General features: G+C 52.4%; 17 protein-coding genes. 6 read left to right on the top strand and 11 right to left on the bottom strand.

The features are described 5' to 3' along the window. Nucleotides 1–3 precede the first annotated feature (3 nt). The 4 genes from gatB (at nt 4) to ACJHXA_RS03965 (ending at nt 3,615) form a co-directional block, all read left to right on the top strand. The gene (gene gatB / locus ACJHXA_RS03980) at nt 4–288 is read left to right on the top strand and encodes a PTS galactitol transporter subunit IIB (protein ID WP_000823272.1); all 285 of its coding nucleotides are present in this window, start codon (nt 4–6) and stop codon (nt 286–288) included. Between the two features lie 3 nt (nt 289–291). After that, entirely contained in the window at nt 292–1,647 is a 1,356-nt protein-coding gene (locus ACJHXA_RS03975) for a PTS galactitol transporter subunit IIC (protein ID WP_283512255.1), read from the top strand. 48 nt (nt 1,648–1,695) lie between these two features. After that, a complete protein-coding gene (gatD, locus tag ACJHXA_RS03970; protein ID WP_103262039.1) occupies nt 1,696–2,736 on the top strand; it encodes a galactitol-1-phosphate 5-dehydrogenase in 1,041 nt (346 codons plus the stop codon). Nucleotides 2,737–2,841: 105 nt separating this feature from the next. Further along, the gene (locus tag ACJHXA_RS03965) at nt 2,842–3,615 is read left to right on the top strand and encodes a DeoR/GlpR family DNA-binding transcription regulator (RefSeq protein WP_001367074.1); all 774 of its coding nucleotides are present in this window, start codon (nt 2,842–2,844) and stop codon (nt 3,613–3,615) included. Between the two features lie 81 nt (nt 3,616–3,696). Here ACJHXA_RS03965 and yegS read toward each other — a convergent pair whose 3' ends face one another. After that, nucleotides 3,697–4,596: a lipid kinase YegS gene (gene yegS / locus ACJHXA_RS03960; RefSeq protein WP_000807362.1), complete on the bottom strand. Its 900-nt coding sequence runs from the start codon at nt 4,594–4,596 to the stop codon at nt 3,697–3,699. A 414-nt stretch (nt 4,597–5,010) separates the two neighbouring features. Here yegS and yegR point away from each other — a divergent pair, with 414 nt between their 5' ends. Continuing rightward, a complete protein-coding gene (gene yegR, locus ACJHXA_RS03955) occupies nt 5,011–5,328 on the top strand; it encodes a protein YegR (RefSeq protein ID WP_000716757.1) in 318 nt (105 codons plus the stop codon). A 329-nt stretch (nt 5,329–5,657) separates the two neighbouring features. On the opposite strand, the gene yegQ is transcribed toward yegR, so the two are convergent. From yegQ to mdtA, 10 genes are all read right to left on the bottom strand, one after another. Continuing rightward, nucleotides 5,658–7,019 (bottom strand): tRNA 5-hydroxyuridine modification protein YegQ, encoded by a 1,362-nt coding sequence (yegQ, locus tag ACJHXA_RS03950; RefSeq protein ID WP_000476011.1) that lies wholly within the window; start codon nt 7,017–7,019, stop codon nt 5,658–5,660. Between the two features lie 102 nt (nt 7,020–7,121). After that, nucleotides 7,122–7,418 carry a type II toxin-antitoxin system RelE/ParE family toxin gene (locus ACJHXA_RS03945; protein WP_001220181.1) on the bottom strand — a complete coding sequence of 99 codons (297 nt, stop codon included), beginning with the start codon at nt 7,416–7,418 and terminating at the stop codon, nt 7,122–7,124. Between the two features lies 1 nt (nt 7,419). Continuing rightward, complete coding sequence (locus ACJHXA_RS03940; protein WP_001307279.1) at nt 7,420–7,716, bottom strand: type II toxin-antitoxin system ParD family antitoxin; 297 nt, start codon at nt 7,714–7,716, stop codon at nt 7,420–7,422. A 208-nt stretch (nt 7,717–7,924) separates the two neighbouring features. Further along, nucleotides 7,925–8,257 carry a YegP family protein gene (locus ACJHXA_RS03935; protein WP_000929408.1) on the bottom strand — a complete coding sequence of 111 codons (333 nt, stop codon included), beginning with the start codon at nt 8,255–8,257 and terminating at the stop codon, nt 7,925–7,927. A gap of 190 nt (nt 8,258–8,447) precedes the next feature. After that, nucleotides 8,448–9,170 (bottom strand): two-component system response regulator BaeR, encoded by a 723-nt coding sequence (gene baeR / locus ACJHXA_RS03930; protein ID WP_000137873.1) that lies wholly within the window; start codon nt 9,168–9,170, stop codon nt 8,448–8,450. Beyond that, nucleotides 9,167–10,570, bottom strand: a complete 1,404-nt coding sequence (gene baeS / locus ACJHXA_RS03925) for a two-component system sensor histidine kinase BaeS (RefSeq protein WP_000675150.1) — start codon at nt 10,568–10,570, stop codon at nt 9,167–9,169. Before baeS ends, baeR begins: the two co-directional genes overlap by 4 nt. After that, complete coding sequence (locus tag ACJHXA_RS03920; protein WP_000130847.1) at nt 10,567–11,982, bottom strand: MFS transporter; 1,416 nt, start codon at nt 11,980–11,982, stop codon at nt 10,567–10,569. The genes baeS and ACJHXA_RS03920 overlap by 4 nt, the downstream gene beginning before the upstream one ends. Continuing rightward, nucleotides 11,983–15,060 (bottom strand): multidrug efflux RND transporter permease subunit MdtC, encoded by a 3,078-nt coding sequence (mdtC, locus tag ACJHXA_RS03915; RefSeq protein WP_103262033.1) that lies wholly within the window; start codon nt 15,058–15,060, stop codon nt 11,983–11,985. Further along, on the bottom strand, nt 15,061–18,183 hold the full coding sequence (gene mdtB, locus ACJHXA_RS03910) for a multidrug efflux RND transporter permease subunit MdtB (protein ID WP_001197905.1): 3,123 nt from the start codon (nt 18,181–18,183) through the stop codon (nt 15,061–15,063). Next, nucleotides 18,183–19,430, bottom strand: a complete 1,248-nt coding sequence (mdtA, locus tag ACJHXA_RS03905; RefSeq protein ID WP_000678962.1) for a multidrug efflux RND transporter subunit MdtA — start codon at nt 19,428–19,430, stop codon at nt 18,183–18,185. Before mdtA ends, mdtB begins: the two co-directional genes overlap by 1 nt. 278 nt (nt 19,431–19,708) lie before the next feature. On the opposite strand from mdtA, the gene ACJHXA_RS03900 reads away from it, so the two are divergent. Further along, nucleotides 19,709–19,765 (top strand): type I toxin-antitoxin system Ibs family toxin, encoded by a 57-nt coding sequence (locus ACJHXA_RS03900; protein ID WP_001386901.1) that lies wholly within the window; start codon nt 19,709–19,711, stop codon nt 19,763–19,765. Nucleotides 19,766–19,801 lie beyond the last annotated feature (36 nt).

Here is a 19,801-nt window from a genome sequence, read left to right as displayed (position 1 = left end):
TTTATGAAACGCAAGATTATTGTCGCTTGCGGAGGCGCGGTTGCGACCTCTACGATGGCGGCGGAAGAAATTAAAGAGTTGTGTCAGAATCATAATATTCCTGTTGAATTAATCCAGTGTCGGGTTAATGAAATAGAAACCTATATGGATGGTGTGCATTTGATATGCACCACTGCCAAAGTGGATCGTAGTTTTGGCGATATTCCGTTAGTTCACGGCATGCCTTTTATTTCTGGTGTCGGTATCGAAGCATTACAAAATAAAATTCTGACTATCTTACAGGGGTGACCTATGTTTTCAGAAGTCATGCGTTATATTCTCGACCTCGGCCCTACAGTGATGCTGCCGGTTGTCATCATTATTTTTTCTAAAATATTAGGCATGAAGGCAGGCGATTGCTTTAAAGCGGGTCTGCATATCGGGATTGGCTTTGTTGGCATTGGCCTTGTGAATGGCTTAATGCTGGATTCCATTGGTCCGGCGGCGAAAGCGATGGCGGAAAATTTCGACCTGAATCTGCATGTGGTCGATGTCGGCTGGCCGGGCTCTTCACCAATGACCTGGGCGTCGCAAATTGCGCTGGTGGCGATTCCGATTGCGATATTGGTTAACGTGGCGATGTTACTGACCCGTATGACGCGGGTGGTAAATGTTGATATCTGGAATATCTGGCATATGACCTTCACCGGCGCGTTGCTGCACCTGGCAACCGGTTCATGGATGATAGGGATGGCAGGTGTGGTAATTCACGCGGCGTTTGTTTATAAGCTCGGCGACTGGTTTGCCCGCGATACCCGAAATTTCTTTGAGCTGGAAGGTATTGCTATTCCGCACGGTACGTCGGCGTATATGGGGCCGATTGCGGTGCTGGTCGATGCTATCATCGAGAAAATCCCAGGCGTTAACCGAATTAAATTTAGCGCCGACGATATTCAGCGCAAATTTGGTCCATTTGGCGAGCCTGTCACCGTGGGTTTTGTGATGGGGCTGATTATCGGCATCCTCGCGGGTTACGATGTCAAAGGTGTATTGCAGCTGGCGGTAAAAACGGCGGCAGTGATGCTGCTAATGCCACGGGTGATTAAACCCATCATGGATGGTTTAACGCCCATCGCTAAGCAGGCTCGTAGTCGTTTACAGGCGAAGTTCGGCGGTCAGGAGTTCCTGATTGGCCTTGATCCGGCGTTGCTGCTGGGACATACGGCGGTGGTATCGGCAAGCCTGATTTTTATCCCACTCACCATTTTAATTGCTGTTTGTGTGCCGGGTAATCAGGTGCTGCCGTTTGGCGATCTTGCCACCATCGGCTTCTTCGTGGCGATGGCGGTCGCCGTGCATCGTGGAAATCTGTTCCGCACCTTAATCTCGGGTGTCATCATTATGAGCATCACCCTGTGGATCGCGACGCAAACTATTGGTTTGCACACCCAACTGGCGGCTAATGCTGGGGCGTTAAAAGCCGGGGGTATGGTGGCTTCAATGGATCAGGGCGGTTCTCCCATTACCTGGTTACTGATTCAGGTTTTCTCCCCGCAAAATATTCCCGGTTTCATTATTATCGGTGCAATTTATCTGACCGGTATTTTCATGACCTGGCGTAGAGCGCGTGGCTTTATTAAACAAGAGAAAGTCGTTCTCGCAGAATAATTTTTACCTGAGGGGGAGTTTATCCCCCCTTAACAATCAGGAGTTTTTATGAAATCAGTGGTGAATGATACTGATGGTATCGTGCGCGTTGCAGAAAGCGTCATTCCTGAAATTAAACATCAGGATGAGGTACGGGTAAAAATTGCCAGCTCGGGCTTATGTGGTTCCGATTTACCCAGGATATTTAAAAATGGTGCACATTATTATCCAATAACGTTAGGCCATGAATTTAGCGGCTATATTGATGCGGTGGGATCCGGTGTTGATGATTTACACCCTGGCGATGCGGTTGCCTGTGTGCCGTTATTACCCTGTTTTACTTGTCCAGAGTGTTTGAAAGGGTTTTATTCCCAGTGCGCAAAATATGATTTTATTGGCTCGCGGCGTGATGGTGGATTTGCTGAATATATTGTCGTTAAGCGAAAAAATGTCTTTGCTCTACCCACGGATATGCCTATTGAGGATGGGGCTTTTATTGAGCCGATTACCGTTGGACTGCATGCTTTTCATTTAGCGCAAGGTTGTGAGAATAAAAACGTTATTATTATTGGTGCCGGAACCATTGGCCTGCTGGCTATTCAGTGCGCTGTCGCGCTGGGAGCAAAGAGTGTGACGGCTATCGACATTAGCTCAGAAAAACTGGCACTGGCAAAATCTTTCGGTGCGATGCAAACATTTAACAGTAGCGAAATGAGCGCGCCGCAAATGCAGAGCGTTTTACGCGAACTGCGCTTTAATCAGCTTATCCTCGAGACGGCTGGCGTACCGCAAACTGTCGAACTGGCGGTAGAGATTGCCGGTCCTCATGCCCAACTGGCGCTGGTGGGCACGTTGCATCAGGATCTGCATTTAACATCGGCAACGTTTGGCAAAATATTGCGTAAAGAGCTGACGGTTATCGGCAGTTGGATGAACTACTCCAGCCCTTGGCCGGGGCAGGAGTGGGAAACGGCGAGCCGGTTGCTGACAGAACGTAAGTTAAGCCTGGAGCCATTAATCGCTCACCGTGGAAGCTTTGAAAGCTTCGCCCAGGCGGTGCGTGACATCGCTCGTAATGCCATGTCGGGCAAAGTGTTGCTCATTCCCTGAAACCGCGGGCCAGCGTGATGCTGGCCCGGTATTGTGCAAAACAGATCATTCACCAATGGTCCCCCTTCGTTTACACTAGCTACAATTGAATATGGGTAAATGACGATGAATTCATTCGAGCGAAGGAATAAGATCATCCAATTAGTGAATGAACAGGGAACCGTGCTTGTTCAGGATCTGGCGGGAGTATTTGCTGCCTCGGAAGCGACAATCCGTGCCGATTTGCGCTTTCTCGAACAAAAAGGCGTGGTTACGCGCTTTCATGGCGGTGCGGCGAAAATAATGTCCGGTAATAGTGAAACCGAGACCCAGGAAGTCGGGTTTAAAGAGCGATTTCAGCTCGCCAGCGCGCCAAAAAACAGAATAGCGCAGGCGGCAGTCAAAATGATCCATGAAGGGATGACCGTTATTCTCGACAGCGGAAGTACCACAATGCTTATCGCCGAAGGATTAATGACCGCTAAAAATATCACGGTGATTACCAACAGTCTCCCGGCAGCGTTTGCCCTTTCCGAAAATAAAGACATTACTCTGGTCGTCTGTGGTGGCACGGTCCGCCATAAAACGCGCTCGATGCATGGTTCCATTGCCGAGCGTTCATTGCAGGATATTAATGCCGATTTAATGTTTGTCGGTGCTGATGGTATTGATGCGGTTAATGGTATTACGACCTTTAATGAGGGTTATTCCGTTAGCGGTGCGATGGTCACAGCCGCTAATAAAGTGATTGCCGTTCTCGATTCATCGAAATTTAACCGTCGCGGTTTTAATCAGGTACTGCCAATCGAAAAAATTGACATTATTATTACCGATGATGCTGTATCAGAGGTGGATAAACTGGCATTGCAGAAGACACGGGTGAAATTAATTACGGTGTAGTATTGTTCTGTATGCCGGATAAGGTATTTACACCGCATCCGGCATTACGGATTCTCCCTGGTTCAAGAGAGAATAGTTTGATTAACGCAATAATGGACAATCTGGTGGTAATCGACAACGCAACGCCGCCGGAAGTATTTCAATATGAAAGTTTTGTCCGCTCAACGGTTCGCCATCAAGATTAAAAGTGATTTCGTGTGGGGCTTGTATATCAAACCACGACGAAGCGCCTTCGATAATATTCGGGTTATCTTCGTCAGATTTTAAGGTTGATACGAGAGCCGGAAGAATTTCATCGCCGGTAAAAATGCGCAGTTGCAGCAAGCCATCGTTAATTAACGCGTTCGGACACAATTGCTGACCGCCACCGGCCTGACGCCCGTTACCAATACCAATGACCAGGGCGTCACCTTGCCAGTGAAAGTTTTCACCGCGGATTTCACAACGGTCCGGTTGCAGAGTATCCATGCGCATTAAGCCATGAATGATGTAAGAGACGCCACCCAGCGCGGCTTTTAATTTTTCCGGCGTTTCTGTGGTAATACGCGTCCCAAATCCGCCTGTCGCCATATTAATAAAACAGGTTTGTTTGTTGACCTGCGCCATATCTATCGCAATGGCGTTACCGGCAATTGCCAGTTTCAGCGCCTTATCCAGTGCCTCAGGAATCCCTACACTGGTGGCAAAATCATTGGCGGTTCCTAATGGCAAAATTCCCAGCGCGGGTATGTCATCCCCCTCACACTGAATCAACGCCGTAGAAACTTCATTAATGGTGCCATCGCCACCACCGGCAATCACCGTTGCGACGCCCAACTTCCGGGCCTCCTCTACATATCGTGCGGCATCGCCTTTCTCCCAGGTGACCCGCACATGGATCGTCATTCCTTCCTCACGCAACAGCATAATTGCTTCGCGCAAGGGTAGATTGTCAGTACTTTTGCCATTAAGAATCAGTAAGCTGGCGGGAAATTCTGCCATGATCGTATGTGCCTTTATGATTGGTCTGTAGATAGTGTAGAGCAGAAAACAAAAGGTGGAGTCAGAACAGGATGAAAGTCGGAGGATAAAAAGTCAGTTCAAGTATGGAGGATTCAGTGGTTACCACCAGGAGCTTGCAATGGGGACAGCGAATACTAACGGCTGCCACCGATAAATTTCAAAAAAGAGCATATGCCTAATATTCAACCAAACAGTGGCATCTTAAATATACTATTCCAAATATATTAAAGCCCCCATGGAGTTACCCTGAAGGGCCTCAATGTCCGTAATTCCTACTTATGTAGGAAATGTTGTACAGAACATTTATTATAATCCTATTCAATTATAATAATCATGCCATTATTATATTTAAACACTAGAGAGTGTCGTTGGTATTTAATGGGGGAAGGTGAGATGAAAAAGATAGCTGCTATATCATTAATTAGTATTTTTATTATGTCTGGTTGTGCTGTGCATAATGATGAGACAAGTATCGGTAAATTTGGTCTTGCATATAAAAGTAATATTCAGCGTAAACTCGATAACCAATACTACACCGAAGCCGAAGCTTCTTTAGCCAGGGGCAGAATATCTGGTGCAGAAAATATAGTAAAAAATGATGCAGCCCATTTCTGTGTTACTCAGGGCAAAAAAATGCAGATAGTTGACCTGAAGACAGAAGGTGCAGGATTACATGGCGTCGCTCGTCTGACATTCAAATGTGGAGAGTGAGAATATTTTTTGGTAAGCGTCAAACATGCGCGTTCTGGTTGTGCTTAGCCGGAACCTGTGCGAGCACGATGCCGTTACGTGAAAGGCATCGTGCTATGAAGGGAGATTCTATCGATGTGGTCAATGGAAGACGGTGACCAGGGATAGGGCTTATGCATAAAAAATAAGCCCGTGTAAGGGAGATTACACAGGCTAAGGAGGTGGTTCCTGGTACAGCTAGCATTTTATGGGTTATGTTTTTCAGCGAAACGGATGATAACCTTAATAAATGCAGCTGTATGTGATCGGTTTCTAAGAATTTTCCATCCGGGAAAAATAATCGAAATTAATCACTTACCGTGGGGATTACGCGTGGTTTCCCCGGAGAAATTACGCATCAGCAGCGCGTAATTGAGCTCAAGATCCTGCGGGACCGGGAGCCACACAGTATAACCATCGCCTGGTGCTATCGGCATAGCTTCGCCTTTGGCGTTTTCCATGTGCTCAAGGGTAAAATTAATGTTGCCTTGCGGCGTCATCAGCTCAAGGCTGTCGCCAACGGAGAATTTATTTTTCACCGCTACCGCCGCGAGGTCCCCCTTGCGCTCACCGGTAAACTCACCAACAAACTGCTGGCGGTCAGAAACTGAATAACCGTATTCGTAGTTCTGATAATCGTCGTGAGTATGACGACGCAGGAAACCTTCGGTATAGCCACGATGCGCCAGACCTTCCAGAGTTTCCAGCAGGCTGGTATCGAACGGTTTTCCCGCAGCGGCGTCATCGATAGCTTTGCGGTAAACCTGTGCGGTGCGTGCACAATAGTAGAAAGATTTGGTACGACCTTCGATTTTCAGCGAATGCACGCCCATTTTGGTCAGGCGTTCTACATGGGCGATGGCGCGCAGATCTTTCGAGTTCATGATGTAAGTGCCGTGCTCATCTTCAAACGCGGTCATATACTCGCCCGGACGCTGGGCCTCTTCGATCATAAACACTTTGTCGGTTGGTGCGCCGATACCCAGCGTCGGCTCAACATTTTGCACCGGAATCGGCTCGTACTTGTGTACGATGTTGCCAACATCATCTTCTTTCCCTTCCTGGACGTTGTACTCCCAGCGGCAGGCGTTGGTGCAGGTGCCCTGGTTCGGGTCGCGCTTGTTGATATAGCCAGAGAGCAGGCAGCGACCGGAGTAGGCCATGCACAGCGCGCCGTGAACGAAGATCTCGATCTCCATATCCGGCACCTGATTGCGGATCTCTTCAATCTCTTCCAGCGACAGCTCGCGAGAGAGGATCACGCGGGTCAGGCCCATTTGCTGCCAGAATTTCACCGTCGCCCAGTTCACGGCGTTAGCCTGCACCGAAAGGTGGATCGGCATTTCAGGGAAGTGCTCACGCACCAGCATAATCAGCCCTGGATCGGACATAATCAGCGCATCCGGCCCCATTTCCACCACCGGTTTCAGGTCACGGATAAAGGTTTTCAGCTTGGCGTTGTGCGGTGCAATGTTGACCACGACATAAAACTTTTTCCCCAGCGCGTGGGCTTCATTGATGCCGAGCTGAAGATTTTCGTGGTTGAATTCGTTGTTGCGCACACGCAGGGAATAACGCGGCTGGCCCGCATAAACAGCATCTGCGCCATAAGCGAAAGCGTAACGCATATTTTTCAGCGTTCCCGCCGGGGAAAGGAGTTCCGGTTTAAACATAATTCTCTCGTTCTGATGACAGGTCAGATCCGCTTCACCTGATGAAGCGGTTAGGGGAGTGCCCCCACTTTAAGGGCGGGCATTGTAGCGCAATCGGCGGGTTTAGCTCCAGTGTAAATGTCTGGTGGCGTCCTGGTTTTGGTTAAGGATACGAATGACGATAATTTCCCCTGGTGATTGCAGGAAATAAATGACGTGGCGTTCAAAAGGAAGAACAAAAATACCTTCGCCTAATTCAGGTCTGGGCGTACCTATATTATTGTTACTCAGAATCTGGAGAACGTCTGAAAGATGTTCCACATATCTGTCGGCTTGTGGTTCGCCGAAATGGTGATAGCTGTAATACCAGATGCCTTCTAAATCCTCATTGGCTTTTGGCATGAGTTTAATAATACGCACATTATTTCCTTATCCCTGCTTTCACCTTCCGTAAGAACGCGTCCTTTTCCCACGGCTGAGCTTCACCACTACTCAACCCTTCTGCGAGCATGTCACGTAACGCTTGCAGGCGAGACTCTGCTTGCTTTTCTCGAAGTAATCGCAGTGACTCACGGATCACTTCGCTTTGGGTGCGATAGTCGCCGGATTCAATTAAGGACTCGATAAATTCACGCAACTCATCGCCGAGATCAACCGTCATCGTTCTGGCCATTTTACGCCCGCCTGTAAGTAAAAATCTTACATCAGTGTATGTCATAAACCGGATAGCGTCACGAAAGTATTAGAAGATATTTTGGCACATGAACATGTTCAGGAGGATAAGTATGGGATGGTAAACAAAGAAAGCACAACGAGTGCTCGTCAGTGCCCACTATTTTAATGGCGGCGGTTACTCTTAATTATTAATAACTAAGCGTTATTTGGATATAAAGCCGGACGCCAACAACCCACGCCCGGCATCGTAATTACGTATTGTCTTTCACCGTCTGGCTTGTGCCATTGGCTTTAACGGAGGCAATTCCGGTTTCACGAGATTGCGCGGTGGCGTACATCTGGCTGGAGCCGATAATTTGATGATTAGCGGCTTTCAGATTGAAATAGAATTTGCCGTTACTTGCCGTTTTTTTCTCATAGCGTTCTTCTTGCGGGCTGTTGCTACGCACCGACGCGATGCCCTTTTCCGCAGAGGCTTTTGAGGTATACAGCTCGCTGGTGAGGATAGTCTCACCATTGCCCGCTTTTAGCACAAACCGGAACTGATTATCACTGCTCTTACTGAGTTCAAACCAACCAGCCATAATGACTCCTTGATTGAAATTGTGTATCGAAAACAGCATCTAAAGGTGCTGTTTACCGATTAAAGTATGAGCGATTTTCTGATGCCTGCCAGGGCGGAGAGATAATGTCAGTTTGCTGACCATGCGTGGGATAATGTTGCCGGATCTGGTCTGAACGCCATCTCCGGCTAACAAAGTCATGTCGCTAAAACTAAACGATGCGGCAGGCGTCGGCTTCCCAGCGGTAACCAACGCCGTAAACGGCGCGGATAAATGACTGTTCGGCGTCGAGAGATTCCAGCTTGCGGCGCAGGTTTTTAATGTGGCTGTCGATGGTGCGGTCGGTTACTACGCGGTAGTCGTCATAAAGATGATTGAGCAAATGCTCGCGGGAGAACACTTTTCCTGGTTCATGAGAGAGCGTTTTCAGCAGACGAAATTCCGCAGGCGTCAGGTCAAGCATTTTACCGCGCCATGAAGCCTGAAAACGACCTTCGTCGATAATCAACGGGCTTTCAGCATCCTGTTGCTGCAACTCGCGCTGCGGTTTGCAACGGCGCAAAATGGTTTTGACGCGCGCTACCACTTCCCGTGGGCTGTACGGCTTACAGATATAATCATCTGCGCCAATCTCCAGCCCCAGCAGGCGATCGATCTCTTCGATTTTTGCCGTCACCATCACGATCGGAATGTCAGAAAAACGACGAATTTCCCGGCACAGCGTCAGGCCATCGGTGCCAGGGAGCATCAGATCTAACAGGATCAGATCCGGTGGTGTCTGGCGTACATACGGCAGTACCTGATCGCCGTGGCTGATAAGCGTCGGCGCATAGCTCGCAGCACGCAGATAATCAATGAGCAACTGCCCCAGCTTCGGTTCATCTTCCACGATCAAAATACGCGGTGTGTTTTCGTCGATTGGTAACTCGGTCATACTTCTCTCTGTAAATCCCGTTCCAGCGGTAACTCTACTGTAATGCTTACCCCGCCAAAAGGCGAATGGGCAGCAATAATGCGACCATTATGTGCTTCAACAATGTTCAGGCAAATCGCCAGCCCCAGCCCGGAACCGCCGCTGGCACGGTTGCGGGAACCTTCGGTGCGATAAAAACGTTCAAACAATTTTTGTAGCTGATCGTCACTGACACCTGGCGCACTGTCGGCAAAGGTCAGGCGCACCGTTTTGTCGCGCTGACCGGCAGAGATTTGCAGGCTGCCGCCGCTGTCAGTGTAGCGCAGGCTGTTTTCCAGTAAGTTATTGAATAACTGCATTAAACGGTCGCGATCGCCAAATACGGTAATACTGTCTGGCAGGGAAAATTGCAGTTTCAGGCCACGACTGGCGAATCGTTCGCGAAATGCGCCGCCCGCCACTTCCAGCAGTGGGATCAAATCTACCGGTGCTTTTTGATAGGCGAGAGCGCCTTCATCAGACATCGACAACTGATGGAGATCGTCAACCAGTTTGGTCAGTGTACCGACCTCCGCCTGTAAAGACGCCACCGTCTCCGGCGTGAATTTACGCACGCCATCCTGAATGGCTTCCAGTTCACCGCGCAGCACCGCTAATGGCGTACGCAGTTCGTGAGAAATATCGGCCATAAAATCGCGCCGCATTTGCTGGTTTTTCTCCAGCGTGCTGGCAAGCTGGTTGAAGTCTTGCGCCAGCTTGCCCAGTTCATCTTCACTGGTGGGCGTTACGCGGGTAGTGAAATCGCCCGCCGCCAGTTTGTGCGTGCCATCGACAAGTCGTTTTACCGGTGCCAGCAAACCGCGCGCCAGCAGAAAAGTGGCGAGTGCCGCGAGTAACGTTGCCAGAGCGACAATCAACCAGCTGGTTTGCCGCTGTTGTTTATCGAAATTGATATCAGTATTGCGCGTTAACCGCTCAACGGGGGAGGCGATCACCGCGCCAACTTCCGCACCGTTGACCAGAATGGGTCGCCGTGTACCGTCAGGTGGAATCGGCGCTCGCGGACCAACCAGCACTTTGTTGTTTTGATCAACCACCCAGAACTGGGTACGCCAGCCGTGCGGTGGCATACCCGGGCCGGGTTTATCTTCCGAATTATCGTGTTCAAATGAACGCAGGATCTGAAAGACAAAGCGATCATTGTTGCGCAGGAAGCGCCAGTTGCCATGCTGCGCATACTGCTCGCCAAGCGCATCACTTAACAGTTGTAATCGCTGTTCATTACCATGCTTGATGTAATCAATAAAGCCACGCTCAAAACTGATACGCACCGCCCAGTGCATACTGATCAGCAAGACAATGCAGGTGGCGAAAATCGCCAGAAACAGTTTGCCGGTAATACCGGGTCGCCAGAACTTCATTGCGCGCTCCTTTTTCGCCGCGAAATAGCTACATTTTGATGCGTATCGTTCGGCACTCTGGCAAAGATGAACGCCGGAAGGGCGATGATCAACGCCATGCTAAGCCAGGTGTACATAAAGACGGTTTGTGTGGTGCCGCTGTCGACGCTGACATGCTGTGAACCAAAAAGTCCCAGCAACAGCCCGGCGATAGTGACGCCGATACTCATCGACAATTGCATAATCATCGACAGCAGGCTGTTGCCGCTGCTCGCCAGATTGTCCGGGAGATCTTTCAGCGTCAGGGTGTTCATGGAGGAGAAACGCGTCGAGTTGACCATCCCTTGTAAAAACAGGACGAACGGCAAAACGTAGTACCAGCCCAGCAGGGCGGTAGTCATAAACAACAGGGTGACCAGCGACAGACCCAGCGTGGTCGCTACCAGTACCCGACGATAACCAAAGCGATTCACCACATGTACCACAATTCGCTTCATTCCCATGCTGCCAAGCACCATGGGGATCATCATCAGTCCGGCATGAAACGGCGAGAAACCGAGGCCAATTTGCAGGAAAACCGGTGTCATAAAGGGCAACATGCCACTGCCAATACGTCCGGCAAAGCTCCCCGCCAGGCCCAGCGAAAAGGTACGAGTACGGAACAGTTTCAGACTGAACAGGGCACGGTTGTTATTTCTGGCGTGCAGCAGATAAAGCACCAGTGCCACCACGCCAACTGCGACCAGGCCTGCAATCGTCAGCGGCGATAAACCTGTACCTTTACTGCCGTCCAGCGCCAGGGTTAATACCGCCATGCCAACCGCCAGCAATAAAAATCCGGAGAGATCAAAGCGCCGCGTCTGCATGGTGTAGTTTGGCATTAACAGCAATGTGGCGATCGCACCGATAATCCCCACCGGAATGTTGATCAAAAAGATCCAGTGCCACGATGCGTACTCCACCAGCAGACCGCCGAGCGCCGGACCGAGCAGCGGACCGACCTGACCGGGTAACGTGACAAAGGTCATCGCCGCCATATATTGCTCGCGCGGTACGATTTTCATCACCGTCAATCTGCCGACCGGCACCATCATCGCGCCGCCAACGCCCTGTAACGCGCGTGCCAGCAACAGTTCGTTCAGCGTGCCGGAAAGCGCGCAAAACAGTGAACCGAGAGTAAACAGCACGATGGCGGTAAAGAAAATATTGCGCACGCCGACTTTGTCCGCCAGCCAGCCGCTGGCGGGCAGCATCACCGCCACGGTCAGCACATAAGAGACAATGACCATGTGCATATGCAACGGACTTTCCCCGAGGCTTTGCGCCATTGAGGGAAGGGCGGTGTTTACGATGGTGGTGTCCAGCGACTGCATAAAGAAGCCGAAAGCCACAATCCACAATTGCCAACGGGTGCTGTCGGGAAGATCTGTCATTTACTCGGTTACCGTTTGTTTAGGTTTACGCGAAAAACGCAGCCGCAGACGGTCGAAAAAGAGATACACCACCGGCGTGGTATACAGCGTAAGGAGCTGGCTCATTACCAGTCCGCCGACAATGGTGATCCCCAGGGGTTGCCGCAGCTCCGAGCCGTCGCCGCCCGACAATACCAGCGGCAGCGCACCAAACAGCGCCGCCAGGGTAGTCATCATAATCGGGCGAAAACGCAGCAGACAGGCCTGGAAAATAGCTTCCTGCGGCGTCAGGTTACCGTGCCGTTGGGCTTCAAGCGCAAAATCGACCATCATAATGGCGTTTTTCTTCACGATGCCGATTAATAGCATGATCCCTATCAGGGCGATTAGGCTGAACGGGGCATTGAACAGCTCCAGCGCCAGCAGCGCTCCAACGCCCGCCGAGGGCAGGGTGGAGAGGATCGTCAGCGGATGTACGTAACTCTCGTAAAGGATACCCAGCACGATATACACCGTGGCGATGGCGGCGATAATCAGGATCACCTGCGAGTTCATCGTCTCCTGGAACACCTGCGCCGTGCCGGCAAAACTGCCGCGCACCGTCGAAGGCACCCCAAGCTGGGTCATTGCGCGATCGATCGCCGCACTGGCGTCCGAGAGCGATTTTCCGGTCGGCAGGTTAAACGAAATGGTCGAGGCCGCCGATAATCCCTGATGATTCACCGATAGTGGGGCATTCGCCGGTTGCCATTTAGCGAAATACGACAGCGGGATCGCTTTGCCTTCGTTATTGATAACGAACATTTTTTCCAGCGCACTGATGTCCTGGGTATAGCGCGGATCCACTTCCATCACCACTTTATACTGGTTCATCGGCTGGTAAATGGTCGAGATTTGCCGCTGACCGAAGGCGTTATTTAACAGACTGTTGGCGGCTTGTACGTCGATTCCCAGCCGTGCCATGGTGTCGCGGTCGTAAACCAGATTCATCTCCGCGCCGTTATCCTGCTGATCGGAGTTCACGTCCGCCAGTTCCGGCAACGTCGCCAGTTTTTTGCGGATTTTCGGCTCCCATTCGCGCAGTGCCGCCAGGTCGTCGGATAACAACGTGTACTGATAGCTGGCGTTCGACTGACGTCCGCCAACGCGAATATCCTGTACCGCCATCAGGAACAGATTCGCCCCCGGTTCTTTCGCCAGCTTCACGCGCAGACGGTCGATAATTTGCTGCGCCGTTTCGCTGCGTTCGTCGCGTGGCTTGAGGGTGATAAACATCATCCCGCTGTTCACTCGCGAACCGCCGGTAAATCCGGTGACATTATCCACTGCCGGATCGTCACGGATAATTTTCATGAAATCCTGCAACTTACCGCGCATCGCCTGAAACGAAATACTCTGATCCGCCTGTATCCCCCCCATCAACACGCCAGTGTCCTGCTCCGGGAAGAAGGTTTTCGGGATCGAGATATATAGCCAGATATTCAGCGCAATGGTGCCAAGCAGCACCACGCCCACCAGACGGGTATGATTGAGCACCCATTTCAGCGACTTGCCGTAGCCTTGTTGCAGGGCTACCAACATGCGACCAAAACCACGCAGTCGCTTTTGCTCACGCGGCTTGCTGGCTTTCAGCATCCAGCCACACATCATCGGCGTTAGCGTCAGGGAAACCAGCAACGAAATACCAATGGCGACAGAAAGCGTCACGGCAAACTCGCGTAACAGTCGGCCCGGCAATCCGCCCATCAACAGCAGCGGCAGGAACACCGCCACCAGTGACAGACTCATCGACAGCACCGTAAAACCGACTTCGCGAGTACCTTGCAGTGCGGCCTGTAGTGGTTTCATCCCCGCTTCCAGATGACGGGCAATGTTTTCCAGCACCACGATGGCGTCATCCACCACGAAACCAGTAGCGATGGTGAGCGCCATTAACGACAGGTTATTGAGACTGAATCCGCACAGGTACATCGCCGCAAACGTACCAATCAGCGAAACCGGCACCACAACGGCGGGAATAATAGTGGCGCGACCCGAGCGCAGGAATAAAAACACCACCAGAATCACCAGCGCCACCGAGATAATCAGCGTTTGCTCGACTTCTTCCAGCGAGGCGCGAATGGTGGGGGAGCGATCCTGGGCAATTTGCAGATCAATCGCCGCCGGAATGGTCTCCTGCAACTCCGGTAATTTTGCCCGGATGCTGTCAACCGTCTGGATAATATTGGCTTCCGGCAGCTTGCGGATCATCAGCAAAATAGCTGGTTTGGCGTTGGTCATCCCGGCGTTGCGCACATCCTGCACCGAGTCAGTCACCGTCGCCACATCACCCAGACGAACCGCGCCGCCGTTGTTGTAATGAATAATCAACGGCTGATATTCAGCGGCGGTTTTTAGCTCATCATTGGTCTGGATCTGCCAGCGGTGAGTGCCATCTTCCAGTGCCCCCTGTGGTTTACGCACGTTGGCATTGCTGATGGCGGTGCGTACGTCGTCCAGCGAGACGCCCTGATTAAACAGCGCCTGCGGATTCAGCCCGACGCGTACGGCGGGCAGTGAGCTGCCGCCGACATCGACATCACCAACACCGTCGATTTGCGAAATCGTCGGAGCCAGCTGCGTCGAGGCGAAATCGTACAGTTCACCCTGAGAATAAGTATCGGATGTCAGCGTGAGGATCATAATTGGCGCATCCGACGGGTTCGCTTTGCGATAGGTCGGACGGCTGGGCATCCCACTGGGCAGCAAACTTTGTGCAGCGTTGATCGCCGCCTGCACATCACGCGCTGCGCCGTTGATATCCCGGTCAAAATCAAACTGCAAAATAATCCGCGTGCTGCCGAGCGAACTACTGGAGGTCATTTCACTAACCCCGGCAATGCGCCCAAGTGAGCGCTCCAGCGGCGTGGCAACGGAAGACGCCATTGTCTCCGGCGACGCACCGGGCAGCGAGGCGCTGATCATAATCACCGGAAAATCGACCTGCGGCAGCGGGGCGACCGGCAGCATACGGAAGCCCAGTATGCCGCAGAGGGTAATGGCGACCGACAGTAAAATCGTCGCCACCGGGCGGTAAATGAAGAGGGCAAAAAACTTCACTTACGCCTCCTCTTCATGGCGAGCAAAGCGACTTTTGGTCCACAATGCCAGGCGGTCGAACAGCAGATAAATCACCGGCGTGGTGAACAGCGTCAGCACCTGGCTGACAATCAGACCGCCGACCATGCCGATACCTAACGGACGACGCAGTTCCGCGCCGACCCCGGTACTCAACATCAGCGGCAGCGCGCCAAGCAGAGCCGCCAGGGTGGTCATCAGGATCGGACGAAAACGCAACAGACAAGCCTGGTAGATGGCATCGCGCGGCGACATGCCTTGCTCGCGCTCAGCAGCCAGCGCGAAGTCGATCATCATGATGGCGTTCTTCTTCACGATACCGATCAGCAAAATAATGCCGATAATCGCAATCACATCCAGCTCACTTCCGGCAATCATTAATGCCAGCAGTGCGCCGACCCCTGCGGTGGGTAGCGTCGAGAGAATGGTGATCGGGTGAATAAAGCTCTCGTACAGAATGCCGAGCACGATATACATCGCCACCACCGCCGCGACAATCAGCCAGACAGTGCTGCCCAGCGCCGACTGGAAGGCGAGGGTGCTGCCCTGGAATTGCGTGGTGATATCCACCGGCAGATTCAGCGTCTTCTCGGTGTCCATAATCGCCTGCACCGCATCACCCAGCGAATAGTTATCCGGCACGTTAAAGGAGATGGTCGTTACCGGGAACTGATCCAGATGGTTGATGGAGAGCGGCGCAAAACGCTGCTCAATTTTGGCAATTGAGCTTAGCGGCACCACGCCACCGTCGCTGCTGGTCAGGCGAATGGTATCCAGCGCCGCGAGGCCTGGGGTATTTTCGGTGTTGTGTTCCAGCACCACGCGATACTGGTTAGCCTGAGTATAAATAGTGGAAATCAGCCGCTGACCAAACGCGTTGTACAGGGCGTTATCGACATCCGCCATGCTGATCCCCAGACGGCTGGCGCTGTCGCGATCAACATTGACATACGCCACCAGCCCTTTGTCCTGCCAGTCGCTGGAGACATCAGAAAGCTGTGGCAGTTGCTGGAGTTTTTCCATCAACTCTGGCACCCAGGTACTGAGCGCATCCAGTGAGGTGGCCTGCAAGGTAAACTGGTACTGGGTGCGGCTGACCTGAGTATCGATGGTCAGGTCCTGCGTTGGTTGCAGGAAGAGATCGACGCCCGGCACTTTATCCACCGCCGTTTGCAGACGGGCGATGACTTTTTGCACCCGATCATCACGTTCATCCAGCGGTTTGAGGTTGATCTGCAAACGCGCACTGTTCAGCGACGGGTTAGTGCCATCAACGCCAACAAATGAGGTCAGACTTTGCACTGCCGGATCCTGCAAAATCACGTCCGCGACCTGGCGTTGCCGCTGGGCCATATTGGCAAAGGAGCTGGATTGCGGTGCCTGCAAAGTGCCCTGAATAATGCCGTTGTCCTGTACCGGGAAGAAACCTTTCGGAATGAACACCCACAGCAGCACGCTAAGCAGCAGCGTGCTGAGTGCCACGCTTAAGGTCAGCCACGGATGATTCAGCACTTTCGCCAGTCCACGACCATAGGCGGCGATTATCCTGTCGAACATTTTTTCCGAGGCACGGGAGAAGCGGTTCTGTTTACGCAACGACTCCTGGCTGAGCATCCGCGCGCACATCATCGGTGTCAGGGTCAGCGACACCACCGCTGAGATCAAAATCGCTACCGCCAGGGTAATAGCAAATTCGCGGAACAGTCGCCCGACGATATCGCCCATAAACAGCAGTGGGATCAACACCGCAATCAGCGAGAAGGTCAGCGAGATAATGGTAAAGCCGATTTCACCTGCGCCCTTGAGCGCCGCCGCCAACGGTTTTTCGCCTTTTTCGATATAGCGGGAAATATTTTCGATCACCACGATGGCGTCATCGACCACGAACCCGGTGGCGATAGTTAACGCCATCAGCGTCAGGTTATTGATTGAAAAATCGAGAAACACCATGACCGCGAAGGTGCCGATTAACGACAGCGGCACTGCGAAGCCGGGAATGATGGTCGCCGGAATATTGCGCAAAAACAGGTAGATAATCATGACTACCAGCGCGATAGCCATCATCAATTCAAACTGGGTATCGTTGACCGATGCGCGGATATTGGTGGTGCGATCGGAAAGCACTGTTACCTTCACCGATTTCGGCAGACTCTCGGTGAGCTGTGGCAGCATCTGCCGGATGCTGTCGGCGGTGGAGATAATGTTAGCACCGGGCTGGCGCTGAACATTCATCACAATGGCCTGTTCTTTGTTCGCCCATGCGCCAAGCCAGCTGTTTTCTGCACCTTGCTCTACGGTTGCGACATCGCCAAGACGAATCGGCGCGCCGTTCTGGTAGGCGATGATTAGCTGGCGATACTCTTCGGCGGATTGCATCTGGTCGTTAGCGGAAAGCGTAACCGCACGGGAAGGGCCGTCGAGGCTACCTTTTGCCGAGTTAACGTTAGCGCCGGTAATGGCGGTGCGCACGGTTTCGCTGGTCAGGCCGAGGGCGGCAATCGCCTGAGCGTTAAGTTTGACGCGAACAGCCGGACGCTGACCGCCGGAAAGCGTCACCAGTCCGACACCGGAAATCTGCGAGATTTTCTGCGCGACGCGGGTTTCCACCATATCTTCCACTTGCGTCATCGGCATGGCGGTTGAGGTGACGGCGAGCGTCATGATCGGCGGATCTGCCGGGTTCACTTTGCTGTAAACCGGCGGGTTAGGCAGATCGCTCGGCAACAAGTTGGTCGCAGCGTTAATCGCGGCCTGCACTTCCTGCTCGGCGACATCGAGCGGTAATGTTAGCTGGAACTGCAAAGTGATAACTGACGCACCGCCGGAACTTTGCGACGACATCTGTTTCAGGCCAGACATCTGCCCGAACTGGCGTTCTAGCGGCGCGGTAACGGCAGAGGTCATGACATCCGGGCTGGCACCTGGGTAGAGCGTGACCACCTGAATGGTCGGATAGTCCACTTCCGGCAGCGCCGAAACGGGCAGGGCGCGATAACCGATAATCCCGGCGAGTAAGATCGCCACCATCAGCAGCGTGGTGGCGACAGGACGCATAATAAAAAGGCGCGACGGGCCGCCTGTGCTGCTCGGGGGTAACACCTGCATCAGGAGCGTGCTCCTTTTTTCGCGTATTCGCGGCTGGTGGCTTTCTCTTCCGGAGTGGTGGCGCTCTGGGCTTCCACCACTTCCACTTTCGCCCCTTCGGTCAGGCGATCAATGCCGTCTGTCACCACGCGATCGCCCGCAGAAATACCTGCACGGATCACCACTTTCTGACTGTCCTGAATGCCCGGCGTCACCAGATGTTTGCTGACCTTGTTTTCGCTATTCAGCACCCAGACAAAATGGCCTTCATTGCCCATTTGCAGGGCGGCTGTTGGGATCACTACGGCGTTTTGTTCGGTGTCGACTAACATGCGCGCGTTAACAAACTGATTGGGAAACAGCGCATCATCCTGATTATTAAAGCGTGCTTTCACTTTAATCGTACCGGTTGTGGCATCGATTTGGTTATCGAGGCTTAACAGCGTGCCTTCACTTAATTTCTTCGAATTGGTGCGATCCCAGGCTTCTACCACCAGCGGTTTTCCGGCTTTTTGCGCCTGCACTACAGTAGCGATATCGCTTTCCGGCAGGGTAAAGACTAAATCGATAGGATGCGTCTGGGTGATCACCACAATTCCGGTGGTATCACCACTGGAGATTTGGTTACCAACATCAACCTGCTTGAGACCAACGCGACCATCGACTGGTGCGGTGATGCGGCTCCAGTCGAGTTGCAGCTGCGCGCTGGCGACGCTTGCTTCATCAGCCTTAATGGTGCCTTCGGTTTCACTGACCAGCGCCTGTTGGGCATCCAGCTCCTGACGGGAGACGAGATTGGTTTTTGCCAGTTGCTGATAACGCGCCAGATCACGGCGGGCGTTAGCAAGCGTGGCTTTATCTTTTGCCAGTTGGCCCTGGGCTTGTGCTAATGCAACTTTGAACTGGCTGGGGTCAATTTCTGCCAGTAAATCGCCTGCTTTGACCTGCTGGCCTTCCTGGAAATGTAACGCCATCAGTTGACCGTCCACGCGGCTGCGCACCGTAACAGTATTAGCGGCGGTAATGGTGCCAAGCCCGGTGAGGTAACGCGGAACTGCCTGTTCTACGGCGGTCGCCGCCTGAACCGGGGCTAATGGGCCGGAACGCATACCACGGCGACCACCCGCTGGCGATTGCTGCGCTTGTTTCGTCGCCCCTGGGGCTGCACTCTGGGAGTCATTGCGGCCTTGCCAGAACCAGAATGCGGCGATGGCGGCGATAACCACCACGATTACGATTACCCAACGGGATTTATAACTGCCTTTCATCGTTAAGAGTTTCTCTTCCTGAAACGTTTCGCGGAATGATACTAGTGTAGCCAGCCAATAAGGGAGAAAAATGGAGGAATTATGAAACACTATCGGGAATCGTCTGAATGGCGGGCACATTTGCGAGCACGCATCCAGTAATAACACAGGAAACTATTTTATCTACGCGTTAGCGATAGACTACATACAGGGCGAAAGGAGGTAAGCCGCAGATTTCAGCCGGATGCTGAAACGGGAAAGCCCCTCCCGAGGAAGGGGCCTTAAATAAGGAAAGGGTCATGATGAAGCTACTCATCATCGTGGTGCTCTTAGTGATTAGCTACCCAGCATACTAAGACTACCAGGGCGGGGGAAACCCCGCTCTACCCTCA

Source organism: Escherichia sp. WS33, from assembly GCF_046486385.1.
In the GTDB taxonomy this organism is placed as follows: Bacteria; Pseudomonadota; Gammaproteobacteria; order Enterobacterales; family Enterobacteriaceae; genus ECMA0423.
Note: the sequence above shows the minus strand (reverse complement) of the source record. Positions and strands in the feature narration are given on the sequence as shown.

Excerpts from the sequence above, each read along its gene's own strand:
- gatB (WP_000823272.1), top strand. The coding sequence starts at position 4 with ATGAAACGCAAGATTATTGTCGCTTGCGGAGGCGCGGTTGCGACCTCT.
- ACJHXA_RS03975 (WP_283512255.1), top strand. The coding sequence starts at position 292 with ATGTTTTCAGAAGTCATGCGTTATATTCTCGACCTCGGCCCTACAGTG.
- gatD (WP_103262039.1), top strand. The coding sequence starts at position 1,696 with ATGAAATCAGTGGTGAATGATACTGATGGTATCGTGCGCGTTGCAGAA.
- ACJHXA_RS03965 (WP_001367074.1), top strand. The coding sequence starts at position 2,842 with ATGAATTCATTCGAGCGAAGGAATAAGATCATCCAATTAGTGAATGAA.
- yegS (WP_000807362.1), bottom strand. The coding sequence starts at position 4,596 with ATGGCAGAATTTCCCGCCAGCTTACTGATTCTTAATGGCAAAAGTACT.
- yegR (WP_000716757.1), top strand. The coding sequence starts at position 5,011 with ATGAAAAAGATAGCTGCTATATCATTAATTAGTATTTTTATTATGTCT.
- yegQ (WP_000476011.1), bottom strand. The coding sequence starts at position 7,019 with ATGTTTAAACCGGAACTCCTTTCCCCGGCGGGAACGCTGAAAAATATG.
- ACJHXA_RS03940 (WP_001307279.1), bottom strand. The coding sequence starts at position 7,716 with ATGACATACACTGATGTAAGATTTTTACTTACAGGCGGGCGTAAAATG.
- ACJHXA_RS03935 (WP_000929408.1), bottom strand. The coding sequence starts at position 8,257 with ATGGCTGGTTGGTTTGAACTCAGTAAGAGCAGTGATAATCAGTTCCGG.
- baeR (WP_000137873.1), bottom strand. The coding sequence starts at position 9,170 with ATGACCGAGTTACCAATCGACGAAAACACACCGCGTATTTTGATCGTG.
- baeS (WP_000675150.1), bottom strand. The coding sequence starts at position 10,570 with ATGAAGTTCTGGCGACCCGGTATTACCGGCAAACTGTTTCTGGCGATT.
- ACJHXA_RS03920 (WP_000130847.1), bottom strand. The coding sequence starts at position 11,982 with ATGACAGATCTTCCCGACAGCACCCGTTGGCAATTGTGGATTGTGGCT.
- mdtB (WP_001197905.1), bottom strand. The coding sequence starts at position 18,183 with ATGCAGGTGTTACCCCCGAGCAGCACAGGCGGCCCGTCGCGCCTTTTT.
- mdtA (WP_000678962.1), bottom strand. The coding sequence starts at position 19,430 with ATGAAAGGCAGTTATAAATCCCGTTGGGTAATCGTAATCGTGGTGGTT.